The sequence below is a fragment of the Streptomyces sp. cg35 genome (genome assembly GCF_050410835.1).
In the GTDB taxonomy this organism is placed as follows: Bacteria; Actinomycetota; Actinomycetes; order Streptomycetales; family Streptomycetaceae; genus Streptomyces.
The window spans coordinates 2768743-2785166 of sequence record NZ_CP191268.1 but is presented as its reverse complement, the minus strand read 5'-3'; the positions used below and the strand labels follow the sequence as shown (position 1 = coordinate 2785166).

Genomic DNA, 16424 nt, shown 5'->3' with positions numbered 1-16424 from the left:
GTGCCATGGCAAAGAAGGCCAAGAACTTCAAGAAGTCCAAGACCGGCGTCTACGTCTCGCTGGCCAGCACCGCCTTCGGCGCGATCAGCGTCGCGAAGCAGGCGAAGATGGCCCGCAACGACAACGACACCCTGCGGCTGATCGACGCCGCCGTGTCCGCCGCCGCCATCGCTACCGGCCTGGCGATCCTCTACCGGGAGCTCAAGCGCCTGGGCGACGACGACGTCCTGCTGGGCTGAGAGGGAAAGTTTCACCGTGACTGCCACGACTGACCTGGTGTCGTACGAGGAAGCCCTCGCGACGTACGACCCCGTCATGGGCCTCGAGGTCCATGTCGAACTCGGCACCAAGACGAAGATGTTCTGCGGCTGCTCCACCGAGCTGAAGCAGGACGCCAACAGCCAGACCTGCCCGACCTGTCTCGGCCTGCCCGGCGCGCTGCCGGTCGTGAACGAGATCGGCGTCGAGTCCGCCATCAAGATCGGTCTCGCGCTGAACTGCGAGATCGCCGAGTGGTGCCGCTTCGCCCGGAAGAACTACTTCTATCCGGACATGCCGAAGAACTTCCAGACCTCCCAGTACGACGAGCCCATCGCCTTCAACGGCTACCTCGACGTACAGCTGGAGGACGGCGAGGTCTTCCGCGTGGAGATCGAGCGCGCCCACATGGAGGAGGACACCGGCAAGTCGACGCACGTCGGCGGTGCCACCGGCCGCATCCAGGGCGCCTCGCACTCGCTGCTCGACTACAACCGCGCCGGCATCCCGCTCATCGAGATCGTCACCAAGCCGATCGAGGGCGCGGGCGAGCGGGCCCCCGAGGTCGCCAAGGCGTACGTCGCCGAGCTGCGCGAGGTCATCAAGGCGCTCGACGTCTCCGAGGCCCGCATGGACAAGGGCCAGATGCGCTGCGACGTGAACCTCTCCCTGCGTCCCAACGGGACCAAGGAGTTCGGCACGCGCTCCGAGACGAAGAACGTGAACTCCCTGCGTTCCGTCGAGCGCGCCGCGCGTTTCGAGATCCAGCGGCACGCGGCCGTCCTGAACTCCGGCGGCACCATCGTGCAGGAGACCCGTCACTTCCACGAGGAGGACGGCTCCACCACGTCGGGCCGCATCAAGGACAACGCCGAGGACTACCGGTACTTCCCGGAGCCCGACCTGGTGCCCGTCGCCCCGTCCCGCGAATGGGTCGAGGCGCTGCGCGCCGAGCTCCCGGAGCTGCCGCTCGCGCAGCGCAACCGGCTGATCGAGGAGTGGGGCATCACGTCCCACGACATGCAGTCGATCCGCAACGCCGGCGCCATCGGCCCGATCGTCGCCACGATCAACGCCGGTGCCGACTCGGCCTCCGCCCGCAAGTGGTGGATGGGCGAGCTGGCGCGCAACGCCAACGAGCAGGGCGTCGAACTCGGCGAACTGCCCATCACGCCCGAGTACGTGGCCCGCGTGTCCGAGCTGGTCGCCAAGGGCGACCTCAACGACAAGCTGGCCCGCCAGGTCATCGACGGTGTCCTGAAGGGCGAGGGCACGCCGGACGAGGTCGTCGACAAGCGCGGCCTGAAGGTCGTCTCGGACGAGGGCGCGCTGTCCGCGGCCGTGGACGAGGCCATCGCCGGCAACGCCGGGATCGTCGCCAAGATCCAGTCCGGCAAGGTCGCGGCCGCCGGTGCCCTCGTGGGCGCCGTGATGAAGGCGACCCGGGGTCAGGCCGACGCGGCGCGCGTCAAGGAGCTGATCCTGGAGAAGCTGGGCGTCAGCGAAGGCTGAGCCGTTCCGGGCGGCGGCGCACCGGTTCTCCGGTGCGCCGCCGCCCGCTTGTGTCCACGTCACGGGGCTCCGCCCCGGACCCCGCTGCCTCCCGTCCGAAAGGCGGGGCTCGTCCGTGCTGCTCGTCTCCCTCGCCCTTCTCGCCGTCGTCCTCGCCTTCGCGGTCGTCCGTCCCCGTAACTGGCCCGAGGCCGTGGCCGCCGTGCCCGCCGCCGGTGTCGCCGTCGCCCTGGGGCTGGTCACGCCCGACCACGCCTGGGCCGAGACCAAGGACCTCCTCCCGGTCGTCGGGTTCCTCGCCGCGATCCTGCTCCTCGCGCAACTCTGCGCCGACGAAGGGCTGTTCAAGGCGGCCGGTGACGCCGTCGCGCGGGCCTGTCACGGCAGTCCGAAGCGGATGCTCGGCGGGGTCTTCGCGGTCGCCGCGGGCGTGACCGCCGTGCTCAGCCTGGACGCCACCGTCGTCCTGCTCACCCCGGTCGTCTTCGCCACCGCGGCCCGCATCGGCGCCCGCCCGCGCCCGCACGTCTACGCGAGCGCCCACCTCGCCAACTCGGCGTCCCTGCTGCTGCCCGTCTCCAACCTCACGAACCTGCTGGCGTTCGCGGCGAGCGGCCTGACGTTCAGCCGGTTCGCGGGGCTGATGGCCCTGCCGTGGCTGGTCGCGATCGGCGTCGAGTACGCGGTGTTCCGGTGGTACTTCGCCGACGATCTCGCGGCGCCCGCACACGACCCCGACCCCGAGGAGCCGCCCGGCGTCCCGGTGTTCACCCTCGTGGTGCTGGCGCTGACGCTGGCCGGGTTCGTCGTCACGTCGTTCGCGGGGATCGAGCCGCTGTGGGCGGCGCTCGCGGGCGCGGCCGTGCTCGGGGCCCGGTCGCTCGGGCAGCGCCGCAGCACCCCCGGCGAACTCCTCAAGGCCGCCAACCTGCCCTTCTGCCTCTTCGTCCTCGCCCTCGGCATCGTGGTCAAGGCGGTCGTCGACAACGGGCTCGGCGACGGCATCGCGCACCTCCTGCCCGACGGCTCGTCCCTGCTCACCCTGCTCGCGATCACCGGCGTGGCCGCGCTGCTCGCCAACCTCATCAACAACCTGCCCGCGATCCTGGCCCTGCTGCCCGTGGTCGGCCCCGCGGGCCCCGGCCCGGTGCTCGCCGCGCTCATCGGCGTCAACCTCGGCCCGAACCTCACGTACGTGGGATCCCTGGCGACCCTGCTGTGGCGGCGCATCGTGCACGCCCACGGCACGGAGCCCGACCTCGGCGACTTCACCCGGCTCGGCCTGCTCACGGTGCCCGCGACGCTGATCGCCTCGACGGCGGCCCTGTGGGCCGGACTGGCGCTGCTCGGCTAGCACCCACCGGAGCGCGCCCTCGCGGTTGGACCTTTGTCCTGGATGCTTGGACGTTTACGTTTCGGCTGGTTCGCGTACTTCCCAGGGACATCTGGCGTCGCTACCGTCCCCGCCGAACCAGTCAATGGGTCAGTTGCAGACCATTACACGCGGAGGTCCCGTGTCACCGTCCTCGGAGTCCCCGGAGTTGTCCCGCAGACGCCTCGTGGCCATCGGCGGGGGAGCGCTCGGCGCCGCAGCCGCCGGATCCTTCCTGCCGCCCTCGCTGCAGCAGGCCCTCGCCGCCCAGGCCGAGACGGGCGCACCGCCCCGCGGCGGGCTCGACGCGATCGAGCACGTCGTGATCCTGATGCAGGAGAACCGGTCCTTCGACCACTACTTCGGCACCCTGCGCGGCGTGCGCGGCTTCGGCGACCGCAACGCGATCCGGCTCCCGAGCGGCAGAAGCGTCTTCGAGCAGCCGGGTGTGCTGCGTACCGTCCTGCCGTTCCCCGTACGAGAAGCGGCCGCGACGCAGAAGAAGGACCTCCAGTACATCGGCGCCCTCGACCACTCCTGGTCCGGCGGCGCCAAGGCCTGGCACGACGGCTGGCACGACGGGTGGATCACCGCGAAGACCGCGGCCACGATGGCGTACTACACGCGCGAGGACATCCCGCTCCACTACGAACTCGCCGACACCTTCACCGTCTGCGACGCGTACCACTCCTCCATCCACTCCTCGACCAGCCCCAACCGCAACCACCTGTGGAGCGGGAAGACCGGCTTCGAGGCGAACGGGAACCGGGCCGTCGGCAACGACGCCTACGACGAGGGCACCCACCCCGGGTACGACTGGGGCACGTACGCCGAGCGCCTGGAGAAGGCGGGCGTGAGCTGGCGGACGTACACCGAGTGGGAGAACTTCACCGACAACCAGATCGAGTTCTTCACCACCTTCAAGGCCATCGCGCGCAAGGTGCTGGCCGGCACCGGCCTCACGTACATGGAGGCCTTCTACGCCAAGGTGCGCGACGCGAAGGACGACGCCGAGCGCGCCGCACTGCTCGCCACGCTGGACAAGGGCGTCGCGACGCTGAGCAAGAGCGAGCGCTCCCTGTTCGAGCGGGCGCTGCGGCGCGTGCCGACCGGGAAGCTCGCGGAGACCTTCGCCGCGGACGTCGCCGCCGGGAAGCTGTCGCGCGTCTCCTACCTCGTGCCGTCCGCCGTCGACTCCGAGCACCCCTCGGTCTCCTCGCCGATCCACAGCGCGACCATCGTCTACAAGGTGCTCGACGCGCTCGCCTCGCACCCGGAGGTGTGGAAGAAGACCGCCGTGTTCATCAACTACGACGAGAACGACGGCTTCTTCGACCACGTGCCGCCGCCCGTCCCCGGACCCGACGTCACCGAGGAGCGGTGGCAGGGCCTGCCCACCGGGCTCGGCGTGCGGGTGCCGATGCTCGTCGTCTCGCCGTGGACCGTGGGCGGGTACGTGTGCTCGGAGGTCTTCGACCACACCTCCGTGATCCGGTTCCTGGAACAGTGGACCGGCGTGCGCGAACCGAACATCGGCGCCTGGCGCCGCCAGGTCACCGGCGATCTGACCGGCGCCTTCGACTTCCGGCACGGCCACCGGCAGCCCGAGGCCGAACAGCCCGGCGCCATCCCGGAGTTCAGCGGACGCTGGGCCCCGCAGCCGCCCCTGAAGCAGTCGATGCCCGAGCAGGAGCCCGGCACCCGCCCGGCCCGCGCCCTGCCGTACCAGCCCGACGCCCACGTGCGCGTGCACGACGGGAAGCTGACGCTGAACCTCGCCAACACCGGCCGCTCCAGCGCCCACTTCACGCTCTACCCCTACGCGGGGGAGTTCGCGCTGCCCCAGCACTTCGACGTCGTACGGGACGCGACCGTGACCGTGCCCGTCCGCGACGGCGCCTACGACTTCGTGGTGACCGGCCCCAACGGATTCCGGCGCGAGTTCCGGGGACGTACGGACTTCGGGGCCGACGTCACGACCACCGTGGACGCCCGCGCACGTGCCCTGCGTATTCGGCTGCGTGGCACGGGGGAGACGGCGCGGACGTTCACCGTAGGAAAGCGGACGGTTGCCGTCCGGCCCGGCCGGACCGTCACCGTGGTGCACGAGACGGAGCGGACGCACGGCTGGTACGACGTCGAGGTCAGCTCCGGCGGCGACTTCGAACGGCGTCTCGCGGGGCACATCGAGAACGGCCGGACGAGCGTGTCCGGCTGATCGGTACACCCCGCGCCGGCCCATGTGAGTAAACCCACGAAAGCGACAAAGGATCACTTCTGCCTGTAAGAGTGGCTGGCCACTGCTCAAGTGTTCTTTGCGGGTTAGTTCAGATGGTTTCAGCTGATCACCGACTGTTCCCGATAAAGATCCATAAAACCCCCAGGGAGCACGTCCGTGGCCGCACTCGCACGGTGGTGTGTCAGGCACCGGCTCGTCGTCGTTCTGCTGTGGCTGCTCGCGCTCGGCGGTACGAGCGCGGCGGCCGCGGTCGCCGGATCCGCGTACTCGAACGACTACGAGGCACCCGGCACCGAATCGGGGCGGGCCACCCAGCTCCTGAACGAGGGCTTCGCCGGCCTCGGCGGCGACAGCGACACCGTCGTCTGGCACATCGACGGCTCCACCGTGCGCGCCGCCGACGTCGAGACGGCGATGAGCAACACGCTGCGCCAGATCGGGAAACTGCCCGGCGTCTCGTCCGTCGTCTCGCCCTACGACGCCCAGGGCGCCGGGCAGATCAGCGCCGACGGGCACACCGCCTACGCCACGATCACCTTCGAGCGGCAGGCCGACGACATCCCGAAGAGCCAGGCCCGGACCGTCGTGGACACGGCGCGCGACGCCGAGGCGCACGGGCCCGACGGACTGCAGGTCGAGCTCGGCGGCAGCGCCGTCGCGCTCACCGAACCGGCGTCGGCCCATCTGTCCGAGATCGTCGGCGTCGTGGTCGCGGCCGTCGTGCTCTTCCTCGCCTTCGGATCCCTCGCGGCGGCCGCCCTGCCCATCGCCACCGCGCTCGTCAGCGTCGGCACCGCCTACGCGGGCATCGTGCTGCTCGGCCACGCGATGACCGTCGCGGACTTCGCCCCGATGCTCGGCATGCTCGTCGGACTCGGCGTCGGCATCGACTACGCGCTGTTCATCGTCACCCGGCACAGACGCGGCCTGAAGCGCGGCCTGCCGGTCGCGGTCGCCGCCGAGCGGGCCGTGGCCACCACCGGACGGGCCGTCGTCTTCGCGGGCGCCACCGTCTGCATCGCCCTGCTCGGCATGCTCATCCTGCGGCTCAGCTTCCTCAACGGCGTCGCGATCGCCGCGTCCGTGACCGTGCTGCTCACCGTCGCCGCCTCGGTGACCCTGCTGCCCGGACTGCTCTCCTTCATCGGGATGCGGGCCCTGTCGCGGCGCGAGCGGCGCCGGCTCGCCGCCCACGGGCCGGAACCGGAGATCCCGACCGGGCTCGCCGCCCGCTGGGCCGCCTTCGTCGAACGCCACCCGAAACTGCTCGGCGGCCTCGCCCTCGCCGTCATCACGGTCCTGGCCCTGCCCACCCTCTCCCTCCACCTCGGCACCTCCGACCAGGGCAACAACCCCAGGTCCAGCACCACGCGCCAGGCCTACGACCTGCTCGCCGACCACTTCGGCCCCGGCGTGAACGGGCCGCTCACCCTGGTCAGCGAGGTGGACGGGGCCCAGGACAAGCGCGCCCTCGGACAGCTCGCGGGCCAGCTGCGCCACACCGAGGGCGTCGCCGCCGTCTCCCCGGTGACGTACAACCACGACGACAGCGCCGCCCACCTCACCGTCGTCCCGGCCTCCGCGCCCCAGTCCGACCGGACCAGCGACCTCGTCGACCGGCTGCGCTCCGACATCGTCCCCGACGCCGAGCAGGACAGCTCGCTGAACGTCCAGGTCGGCGGTGTCACCGCCAGCTACGACGACTTCGCCGAGGTCATCATCGGCAAGCTGCCGCTGTTCGTGGGCGTCGTGGTCGGCCTCGGCTGCGTGCTCCTGCTGCTCGCGTTCCGCTCGCTCGGCATCCCCCTGAAGGCCGCCGCGATGAACGTCGCCGCCGTCGCCGCCGCCTTCGGTGTCGTCGTCGCGATCTTCCAGTGGGGCTGGGGGAGCGAGCTCCTCGGTCTCGGCAGATCCGGCCCGATCGAACCGTTCCTCCCGGTGATCATGGTGTCGGTCCTCTTCGGGCTCTCCATGGACTACCAGGTGTTCCTCGTGAGCCGGATGTACGAGGAGTGGCTGGAGACCGGGGACAACCGGCGGGCCGTCCGCGTCGGCCTCGCCGAGACCAGCCGCGTGATCAACTCCGCGGCGGTGATCATGATCTCGGTCTTCCTGGCCTTCGTGCTCAGCGGGGACCGGGTGATCGCGATGTTCGGCATCGCACTGGCCGTCGCGGTCGCCGTCGACGCGTTCATCCTGCGTACGCTCCTGGTACCCGCCCTGATGCATCTGCTCGGCGGCGCCAACTGGTGGCTGCCCAAGTGGCTCGACCGGTGCCTGCCCCGCCTCAGCATCGAGCCTCCGGAGTGCCGGGCGGCCGCCGCGGGTGCGAGGATCCCCGGGCAGCGCGGCGCGGTGGGCGACGCGCTGGACGACGTGACCACGAAGGAGCCCGATGTACGCGATACCGCTGGGTGACGGCAGCGCCGAGCTGCGCCCCCTGGAGACCTGGCACGCCGAGGACCTCCTGAGCCACCTCGACCGCGGCCGCGAGTTCATCGGGCGCTTCATCCCGTTCGGGCAGGACGCCACCGATGCCGACTCCGCGCGCGCCCTCATCCAGCGCTACGCGGACAAGCGCGCCGCGGACAACGGCAGCCTGCACGGCATCTGGCTGGACGGAAAACTCGTCGGCGGCGTCCTCTTCCGGGTCTTCGACGCGGCCGCCGGCACCTGCGAGGTCGGCTGCTGGCTGGAGCCCGCGGCCACCGGACGCGGCCTCGTCACCCGCGCGGCCCGGATCCTCATCGACTGGGCGGTCGAGGAGCGCGGCATCCACCGCGTCGAGTGGATCGCCGCGGCCGGCAACGCACCCAGCATCAATGTCGCCCGCCGCCTCGGAATGCGGCGCGACGGCGTACTGCGCGAGGCCTTCCTCTACGACGGAGTACGGCACGACGAGGAAATCTGGTCCGTCCTCGCCCCGGAGTGGCGCAGCGCACGCGACGCGCACAGGAAACATTAAGAGACCTCTCAGACTCCGTCCGTACGGTGCGCAGCATGACTACGAAGACTGATGCGCAGCCCGACGCCGCCGAGCGGAAGGAGAACGAGGAGGCCGTCGAGGCGACCGAGCCGACGGCCGGCCCCGAGGCCGCCGAGGTGACCCGGACCGAGGCCACCCAGACCGAGGACAGCGCGCCCGAGGACAACGCCGACACCGCGGACGACGTGGCCGCGGACGACGAACTCGACGCCGAGGCCGCCGAGGCCGCCCCGCGTCCGGTCGGTGTCGGCCAGGGCGCCGGCGCCATCGTGTCCGTCGCCCTCGGCGTCGTCGCGCTCAGCGGCGGCTGGCTCGGCACCATCGCCTCGGCCCGCGAGTCGCTCATCGGCCAGCTCAACACCACGCAGACCGCGAGCGTCGCCAAGCAGGTCTCCGAGGTCTACGGCGACTCCTGGCACGCCGCCGCCGTGGTCGGCGGGATCTTCTCCCTGGTCGCCCTCCTCGTCGGCGCGTTCGTCCTGGTGAAGCCCGCGTTCGGCGTGCCCGGCAAGGCGCAGGCGACCTGGATCAAGTCGACCGCCTGGGCCGGCGTCTCGCTCGGCGTCCTCGGACTGCTGCTCGCCGTCGCCAAGTACTCCGACCTGATCCTGGGCCTGCCGAAGACCAGCTGAGGCAGTGCCGGTACCTGCCTCGGCCGCCTCAGGCGCCTTAGGCAGCTCGGGCGCCTTAGGCGGTCGCGGCCGTCCGGCCCCGGGCACCTAAGGCCCCCCTGGTCCGGCGTAAGGCATCCCCGTCCCCGAACATGCGGCACTCTCCCGATGTGGCGCACCCCCCTGGGAAACGACAGTTGAGGCATCGCGGAAAACGGTCCGCGAGAACCGCAGCGATCGTCACCAGGGAGACGACATGTTCGAGTACGAGATCCACCAGATCCGCTCCGCCGAACTCATCCAGCAGGCCGAGGCCCACCGTCTGGCCCGCACCGCCTCCAAGGCCCGCCGCGCCGCGCGCCGGTCCGGCGGCCAGGAGGCCGAGGGGCGGGTGAGTACCCACCGGCCGCGCCGGCACCGTGCCGCACGCACGGCATGAGCGCGACACCTCGGTCCGGGGGAACGGTGACGGGGGAGCCCACCGGGGAGGGCGGACTGCCTGCCGCCCTCCCTTCCCGCCCGGCCCCGGCCCCCCAAGGCCGAGCACCCCTTCTGCCCAGCGCCGAAAACCCTGCCGCCCTCTCGTATCCGTGTGCGATGCTCGGCGATGTGGAAACCAGGTCCGTCAGCCCGGTCTTCGTCGGCCGCGCCGACGAACTGGGCGCACTCAACACCGCTCTCGCACGCGCCGTCGCCGGCGAGCCGCAGGCGCTGCTGCTCGGCGGTGAAGCCGGGGTCGGCAAGACCCGGCTCGTCGAGGAGTTCGCCGCCGGAGCGTGCCGGCGGGACGCCGTCGTCGTCACCGGCGGCTGCGTCGAGATCGGCGCCGACGGGCTGCCCTTCGCCCCCTTCTCCACAGCCCTGCGCGCCCTGCGCCGCAAGCTCCCCGACGCCTTCGACACCGCCGCCGCCGGCCGCGAGGACGAACTGGCCCGGATCCTGCCCGAGCTGAGCGACCGGGCGCACCGGGGCCGGGGCCTCGACGGACGCAGCGACGAGAGCACCACCGCCCGCCTCTTCGAACTCACCGGGCGCCTCCTGGAGCGCGTCGCCGCCGAGCACACCGTCGTCGTGGTCCTCGAAGACCTGCACTGGGCGGACGCCTCCACCCGCCACCTCCTCTCGTACCTCTTCCGCACGCTGCGCAGCGGCCGCCTCGCCCTCGTCGCCACCTACCGCGCCGACGACGTGCACCGCCGCCACCCGCTGCGCCCCCTGCTCGCCGAACTCGACCGGCTGCGCACCGTCACCCGCATCGAACTCGGCCGCCTCAACCGCGGCGAAGTGGCCCGTCAGGTCGCCGGGATCATGGCCGCCGAACCCGACCGGACCGTCATCGACGACATCTTCCGGCGCTCCGACGGCAACGCCTTCTTCGTCGAGGAACTCGCCGTCTCCGCCGCCGAGGGCTGTGCCACCGGCCTCACCGACTCGCTGCGCGACGTCCTCCTCGTCCGTGTCGAATCGCTGCCCGAGTCCGCCCAGCGCGTCGCCCGGATCTGCGCCGAGGGCGGCTCCACCGTCGAGTACCCGCTGCTCGCCGCCGTCGCCCGGCTCGGCGAGGACGAACTCATCGACGCCCTGCGCGCCGCCGTCGGCGCCAACATCCTGCTCGCCTCCCAGGACGGCGACGGCTACCGCTTCCGCCACTCCCTGGTCCGCGAGGCCGTCAGCGACGACCTGCTGCCCGGCGAGCGCTCCCGCCTCAACCGCCGCTACGCCGAAGCACTCGAGGCCGACCCGGCGCTCGTCCCCGCCGACGCCCGCGCCATGCGCCTGGCCACGTACTGGTACCACGCCCACGACCCCGCGAAGGCCCTGCCCGCCGTCCTCGACGCCTCCGTCGAGGCCCGCCGCCGGCACGCCTACTCCGAGCAGCTCAGGCTCCTGGAGCGGGCGATGGAACTGTGGGACGCCGCACCCGAGGAGATCCGCGCGGCCCTGCGCATGGGCGACTACGCGGAGGCCTATCTGGCCTGCAACTGCGACCCGGCCGAGACCCCGCTCACCTATCTCGACCTGCTGGCCGAGGCCGCCGACGCCGGCCGCCTCTGCGGGGAGCGGGAACGCGCCATGAAGATCGGCAAGCGTGCGCTCGGGCTCCTGGAGGAGGCCGCGGCGGGCGGCGACGGCGACCCGCTGCGCGCCGCCTGGTTCTGGATCCAGCGCTCCCGGATCATCTCCCACACCGGCCGCGGCGACGGCTGGCACGAGATCGCCACCGCCCAGGAACTGGTCCGCGGCCTGCCACCGTCCGAGGTGCACGCCGAGGTCCTCACCCACGCCGCCGCCTGGGGCATGCTGCACAGCCCGGGCGCGGAGACCCTGGCCGCGGCCGAACGCGCCGTCGAGTACGCCCACATGGTCGGCGCCGCCGAGACCGAACTGCACGCCCGCCTCATCCTCGGCGGCCTCCTCGTCGACGCCGGCGACACCGAGCGGGGCTTCGCCGAGATGTACGCCGCCCGCGACGGCTCCATCGAGCTCGGCCTGCTCACCCGCATCAACAACGTCAACGTCAACCTGCCCTCCGTCCTCGAGGGCGTCGGCCGCTCCGAGGAGGCCGTCCGCATCTGCGACGAGGGCATCGCCCTGTGCCGCCGCTACGGCCTCACCGACACCAAGGGCTGGGTCCGCTCCAACAAGGCCGAGTCCCTGCTCTCCCTCGGCCACTGGGACGAGGCCTTCAAGGCCGCCGACTGGACCCGCCGCTCCGCCCTCAGCACCAAGCCCCGCGGCACCTCCTGCGTGCACCTCGCGACCCTCGCCCTCGGCCGCGGCGCCCTTCAGGAAGCGGCCGACCAGCTGGCGGCCGCCCATGAGCACCACGGCACGCACGACCCGATGCCACAGCACTCCCTGCCCCTCGCCCATCTCGCCCTCGCTCTCGCCGCCGCCCAGGGCCGCCTCCTCGACGCCCGTGCCGAACTCGACGCCCTCGTCACCGCCGGCCTGCCGCACTCCAGTCACCGCTACATCTGGCCGTTGCTGCGCACGGCCGCCGCCGCGGAGGCCGACGCCCGCGGCCTGCCCGCCGCCGACACCGGCCGCGCCGACGCCATCGCCCGCATCAGGGACGCCGCCAAGCACCAGGCCGCCCTGGTCCCCGTCTGGCACGCCCACGAACAGTGGGTCCGCGCCGAACTCCTGCGCGCCGAGGGCCGCGACACCCCCGACGACTGGTCCGCCACCGTCACCTCCCTCGAACCCCTCGACCGGCCCTACGACCTGGCCCGCGCCCGCCTCCGCCTCGCCGAGTCCCTCCTCGTCCCCGCCCCCACGAGCGGCGGCACGACCGAGAACGACCGCGACCGCGCCACCGAACTGCTCCGCCTCGTCAGCGCCGTCGCCGACCACCTCGGCGCCCGCCCGCTCAGCGAGTCCGTCGCCCTGCTCGCCCAGCGCGCCCGGATCAGCCTCCACCGTGACGAGCCACGCCGGGACGCCCCGGCCGACCCCGCCGAGGAGTTCGGCCTCACCAGCCGCGAGCGCGACGTCCTGCGCCTGGTCACCGCCGGCCGCAGCAACCGGCAGATCGCCGAGGAGCTCTTCATCTCCCCGAAGACGGCCAGCGTCCACGTCTCCAACATCCTCGCCAAGCTGGGCGTCGCGGGCCGCGGTGAGGCGGCGGCCCTGGCCCACCGGCTGCGCCTCTTCCCGGAGCATCCGGCGCTCGTGCCGCCCGGCACCACGGCCTGACCCGACGGCCGGGCCCTCCCGTACGCTGAACGGGAGGCTCGGCTGTCACGCCATCTGGAGGCGCGGTGTTCAACATGTTCGAGGAGTTGTTCGCCCCCGGCCGCAAGCACACCAACGACGAGCGCAAGCGCCTGGAGCTCACCCGGGTCGACCTGAACGACGGCGACCCCGGCCGCGGCCCCATAGACCTCTCCTCCGGCAAGGTCGTCGTCCGTCCCCCGGGCAGGACCGAGGCGCAGCCCGAGACGGAGCCCGAGTCCGAGGCGGAGCCCGAGGCAGGGACATCGCCGCCGGAGGCCTCCGGGACCGCGGCGGCCTTGGAGGGCCCGGCGCCCGCGCGCGACTGAGGGCACCCCCGGGGTCAGCTCACCTTCAGCTCCAGAATCCGGTCGTCCCCCTTCCCCGGCGTGCCCCGTGTGTCCGTCTCGCTCGTCACCAGCCACAGCTTGTCGCCACCCGCGGAGACCACCGTGCGCAGCCGCCCGTACTTCCCCTTCAGGAACGCCTGCGGATCATGCGCCGCCTTGGTCCCGTCGAGCGGAACGCGCCACAAGCGCTCGCCCCGCAGTCCCGCCATCCAGATCGAGCCCTCCGCGAAGGCGACCCCGCTGGGGGAGGCGTCCTGGGTGTGCCACTGGGCGATCGGATCGTGATACCCGGCCTTGCCGCTCTCGCCCTCGGCGTCGGGCCAGCCGTAGTCGTCACCCGCCACGATGTTGTTCAGCTCGTCCCAGGTGTCCTGGCCGAACTCCGAGGCCCACAGCCGCTTGTCCTCGTCCCAGGCCAGGCCCTGCACATTGCGGTGCCCGTACGAGTACACCGGAGAGTCGGCGAACGGATTGCCCGGTGCGGGGGCGCCGTCCGGAGTGAGCCGCAGGACCTTGCCGCCCGTGGACTTCTTGTCCTGCGCCAATTCGGTGCGGTACGTCTCGCCCGTGCCCACGTACAGCAGGTCGTCCGGGCCGAACGCGATCCGCCCGCCGTTGTGGTTCGTGCCCTTGGGGATGCCCTTGAACACCGTGTCCGGAGCGCCCAGCTGCTCACCGGCGGGCTTCTTCTCGTCGTACAGCATCCGCGCGATGCGGTTGTCCGACTCCGTCGTGAAGTACGCGTAGACCATGTGGTCCGAGGCGTAGGAAGGCGAGAGCGCGAGGCCCAGCAGGCCGCCCTCGCCGGCCGGTGCCACACCGGGCACCGCGCCGAGCTCCGTCTTCTTCCCGGTCTTCGTGTCGACGCGGGTGATCGTCCCCTCGTCCCGCGACGAGACCAGCAGGTCCCCCTCGGGCAGGGGAGCCAGCCCCCACGGCGATCTCAGGCCCTCGCTGACCGTGCGCACGACGGTCACCGACCCCTTGGCCGGCGGCACGTCGCCCGACTTCGGAGTCGTGGACCCGCCCGGATCGCTCGCGCTCGGCGCGGATGTCTTGTCTTTGCTCGGCGGCCCGTCGCCACCGGACGAGCACCCCGCCACCGTGAACAGGAGCGCGGCACAGGCGGCCACGGCACACGCGGGCCGCACAGCTGAACGTTGCACGATCAGGATCCCTTCGACGCGACGGTTCTACCGTTCATACACCGCTCGCCCCGCGCAGGTTCCCGATCTCCGTCCACCGAATCCGACCCGGTCGGATCCCGATGGCGCGCGGCCGCCGTCAGTCCCAGGACCCCTGCGCCGCGGGCAGCTCCGCGATCTCCGCCAAGTCCGCCTCCGTCAGCGTCAGTTCGGCGGCCGCCGCGTTCTCCACCGCCCACCGCTCGTGCTTGGCCCCGGGCACCGGCACCACGTTCCGCCCCTGCGCGAGCACCCAGGCCAGTGCCACCTGCGCCGGTGTCACGCCCTCGCCGTGGCGCGCCGCGACCCGTCGCAGGCCCGCCACGATCGGCTGGTTCGCGGCCATCATCTCGGCGGTGAAACGGGGATGCCGGGCCCGCACGTCGTCCGGCTCGAACCCCTGGCCAGGCGTCAGCGTCCCGGTCAGGAACCCGTTGCCCAGCGGCATCGCCGCCAGGAAACCGATGCCGCGCGCCGCACACCACGGCACCAGCGACTCCAGCGCCTCGGGGGACCACACCGACAACTCGGCCATCACCGAACTCACCGGGAACACCTGCTGGACCCGCTCCAGCTGCCGGATCGTTTCGCCGTACAGCCCGGCGCGGCCGCCGCGACGCGTGGCCCGCGCGCCCACCGCGCACAGCCCCAGGGAGCGCACCTTGCCGGCGCGCACCAGCTCCGCCATCGCGCCCCAGGTCTCCTCGACCGGGACCTCGGGGTCGGCCCGGTGCAGCTGGTACAGGTCGATGACGTCGGTCTGCAGGCGCCGCAGCGACGCGTCGCAGGCCCGCTTCACATAGCCCGGCCGGCCGTTGGCGACGATGTGCTGCTCGCCGACGAGCAGCCCCACCTTCGTCGACACGAAGGCGTCCGCACGCCGTTCCTTCAGGACCCGGCCGAGCAGCAGCTCGTTGGTGAACGGCCCGTACATGTCGGCGGTGTCGATCAGGGTGCAGCCCCGGTCCAGCGCGGCGTGCGCGGTACGCAAGGACTCCTCGCCGCGCTGCCGGGATCCGGTGTAGGCCCAGTTCATCGGCATGCAGCCGAGTCCGACCGCACCCACCTCGAGCGCCGCCGCCCCGATCGCCTTGCGCTCCACCTGCTCGTGACCCTCCCTGTCTTTGGTCCCCAACCTAACCTCTGCACGTCGGAGGGTCTGACATAGCCTCCTGACCATGACTGGTGATGTATGGCTGCCCTTCCGCGCCGACGAGGTCCCCGGCCTTCCCGAAGGCCTCAACTACCGTTTCTGGAACGGTGAGCCGGACTTTCCCGCGGACCCTGCCGACTGCGCGTACTACGTCGTCCCCTACATGAAGAGCATCGAGATCGCCGTACGGCCCCTGCCGGAGATGGCGTCCCTGCGGGTGCTGCAGACCCTCTCCGCGGGAGTCGACCACGTACAGAGCGGGCTCAAGTACCTGAGCCCGGGCGTGGAGTTGTGCAATGCGCGCGGTGTGCACGACGCCAGCACCGCCGAACTCGCGCTGACCCTGATCCTCGCCTCCTTGCGCGGAATCCCGGACTTCGTGCGCGGACAGGACCGCGGGGAGTGGCGCTCCGGGTTCCGTCCCGCGCTCGCCGACAAGAACGTGCTCATCGTGGGATACGGGGCGATCGGCGCCGCCATCGAGGACCGGCTCGTCCCCTTCGAGGTCGCGCGGGTGGCGCGCGTCGCACGCTCCGCACGCACGGCGGAGCGCGGGCCCGTGCACCCGCTCACCGACCTGCCGGAGCTGCTGCCCGAGGCCGACGTCGTCATCCTGGTGACCCCGCTCACCGAGGACACCCGCGGCCTGGTGAACGCCGAGTTCCTCGCGCGCCTCAAGGACGGCGCACTCCTGGTGAACGTCGGCCGCGGTCCGGTCGTCGACACCAAGGCGCTCCTCGCGGAGTTGGAGAGTGGCCGTATCAATGCGGCCCTGGATGTCACCGACCCCGAACCGCTGCCCCGGGACCACCCGTTGTGGCAGGCTCCGGGAGTGCTTATCTCCCCGCACGTCGGTGGTCCCACGTCCGCCTTCCTGCCGCGCGCCAAGCGACTCCTTGCCGCCCAGCTCACCCGCTTCGCGGCCGGACAGCCGCTCGACAACATCGTCCTCACCATCAGCTGACCGACGCACCACCGGCCCCACGGACAACTCCCGTGCGGCCGCCCGCCTTTGGGCGCGCACGCTCCGCGCCCGTCCGGC

At 71.9% G+C, this 16424-nt stretch carries 13 protein-coding genes; 11 read left to right on the top strand and 2 right to left on the bottom strand.

What is annotated here, in order from left to right:
• Positions 1–5 precede the first annotated feature (5 nt).
• The 10 genes from ACQUQD_RS12710 (at position 6) to ACQUQD_RS12665 (ending at position 13024) form a co-directional block, all read left to right on the top strand.
• A complete protein-coding gene (locus ACQUQD_RS12710; protein WP_266873138.1) occupies positions 6–239 on the top strand; it encodes a hypothetical protein in 234 nt (77 codons plus the stop codon).
• A 16-nt stretch (positions 240–255) separates the two neighbouring features.
• Positions 256–1770 (top strand): Asp-tRNA(Asn)/Glu-tRNA(Gln) amidotransferase subunit GatB, encoded by a 1515-nt coding sequence (gene gatB, locus ACQUQD_RS12705; protein ID WP_428952159.1) that lies wholly within the window; start codon positions 256–258, stop codon positions 1768–1770.
• A gap of 115 nt (positions 1771–1885) precedes the next feature.
• A complete protein-coding gene (locus ACQUQD_RS12700; protein WP_428952158.1) occupies positions 1886–3124 on the top strand; it encodes an SLC13 family permease in 1239 nt (412 codons plus the stop codon).
• 160 nt (positions 3125–3284) lie between these two features.
• A complete protein-coding gene (locus tag ACQUQD_RS12695) occupies positions 3285–5360 on the top strand; it encodes a phosphocholine-specific phospholipase C (RefSeq protein ID WP_428952157.1) in 2076 nt (691 codons plus the stop codon).
• Between the two features lie 177 nt (positions 5361–5537).
• Positions 5538–7799 carry an MMPL family transporter gene (locus ACQUQD_RS12690; protein WP_428952156.1) on the top strand — a complete coding sequence of 754 codons (2262 nt, stop codon included), beginning with the start codon at positions 5538–5540 and terminating at the stop codon, positions 7797–7799.
• Positions 7777–8346 (top strand): GNAT family N-acetyltransferase, encoded by a 570-nt coding sequence (locus ACQUQD_RS12685; RefSeq protein WP_428952155.1) that lies wholly within the window; start codon positions 7777–7779, stop codon positions 8344–8346. Before ACQUQD_RS12690 ends, ACQUQD_RS12685 begins: the two co-directional genes overlap by 23 nt.
• Before the next feature lie 35 nt (positions 8347–8381).
• Positions 8382–8999, top strand: coding sequence for a hypothetical protein (locus ACQUQD_RS12680; RefSeq protein WP_428952154.1), 618 nt, complete (start codon positions 8382–8384; stop codon positions 8997–8999).
• Between the two features lie 235 nt (positions 9000–9234).
• Positions 9235–9417 (top strand): hypothetical protein, encoded by a 183-nt coding sequence (locus ACQUQD_RS12675; RefSeq protein WP_428952153.1) that lies wholly within the window; start codon positions 9235–9237, stop codon positions 9415–9417.
• 158 nt (positions 9418–9575) lie between these two features.
• On the top strand, positions 9576–12677 hold the full coding sequence (locus tag ACQUQD_RS12670) for a helix-turn-helix transcriptional regulator (protein WP_428952152.1): 3102 nt from the start codon (positions 9576–9578) through the stop codon (positions 12675–12677).
• Between the two features lie 74 nt (positions 12678–12751).
• Positions 12752–13024, top strand: coding sequence for a DUF6191 domain-containing protein (locus ACQUQD_RS12665; protein WP_428957539.1), 273 nt, complete (start codon positions 12752–12754; stop codon positions 13022–13024).
• A 14-nt stretch (positions 13025–13038) separates the two neighbouring features.
• Here the strand turns inward: ACQUQD_RS12665 and ACQUQD_RS12660 are convergent, their stop codons facing one another.
• The gene (locus tag ACQUQD_RS12660) at positions 13039–14217 is read right to left on the bottom strand and encodes a PQQ-dependent sugar dehydrogenase (protein WP_428957538.1); all 1179 of its coding nucleotides are present in this window, start codon (positions 14215–14217) and stop codon (positions 13039–13041) included.
• Positions 14218–14329: 112 nt separating this feature from the next.
• Positions 14330–15331 carry an aldo/keto reductase gene (locus tag ACQUQD_RS12655; RefSeq protein ID WP_428952151.1) on the bottom strand — a complete coding sequence of 334 codons (1002 nt, stop codon included), beginning with the start codon at positions 15329–15331 and terminating at the stop codon, positions 14330–14332.
• A gap of 76 nt (positions 15332–15407) precedes the next feature.
• Here ACQUQD_RS12655 and ACQUQD_RS12650 point away from each other — a divergent pair, with 76 nt between their 5' ends.
• Positions 15408–16346, top strand: a complete 939-nt coding sequence (locus ACQUQD_RS12650; protein WP_428952150.1) for a 2-hydroxyacid dehydrogenase — start codon at positions 15408–15410, stop codon at positions 16344–16346.
• Positions 16347–16424: the final 78 nt, after the last annotated feature.

Coding starts and splice junctions, on each gene's coding strand:
- ACQUQD_RS12710 (WP_266873138.1), top strand. CDS start 6: ATGGCAAAGAAGGCCAAGAACTTCAAGAAGTCCAAGACCGGCGTCTAC.
- ACQUQD_RS12685 (WP_428952155.1), top strand. CDS start 7,777: ATGTACGCGATACCGCTGGGTGACGGCAGCGCCGAGCTGCGCCCCCTG.
- ACQUQD_RS12680 (WP_428952154.1), top strand. CDS start 8,382: ATGACTACGAAGACTGATGCGCAGCCCGACGCCGCCGAGCGGAAGGAG.
- ACQUQD_RS12675 (WP_428952153.1), top strand. CDS start 9,235: ATGTTCGAGTACGAGATCCACCAGATCCGCTCCGCCGAACTCATCCAG.
- ACQUQD_RS12670 (WP_428952152.1), top strand. CDS start 9,576: ATGCTCGGCGATGTGGAAACCAGGTCCGTCAGCCCGGTCTTCGTCGGC.
- ACQUQD_RS12665 (WP_428957539.1), top strand. CDS start 12,752: ATGTTCGAGGAGTTGTTCGCCCCCGGCCGCAAGCACACCAACGACGAG.
- ACQUQD_RS12650 (WP_428952150.1), top strand. CDS start 15,408: ATGACTGGTGATGTATGGCTGCCCTTCCGCGCCGACGAGGTCCCCGGC.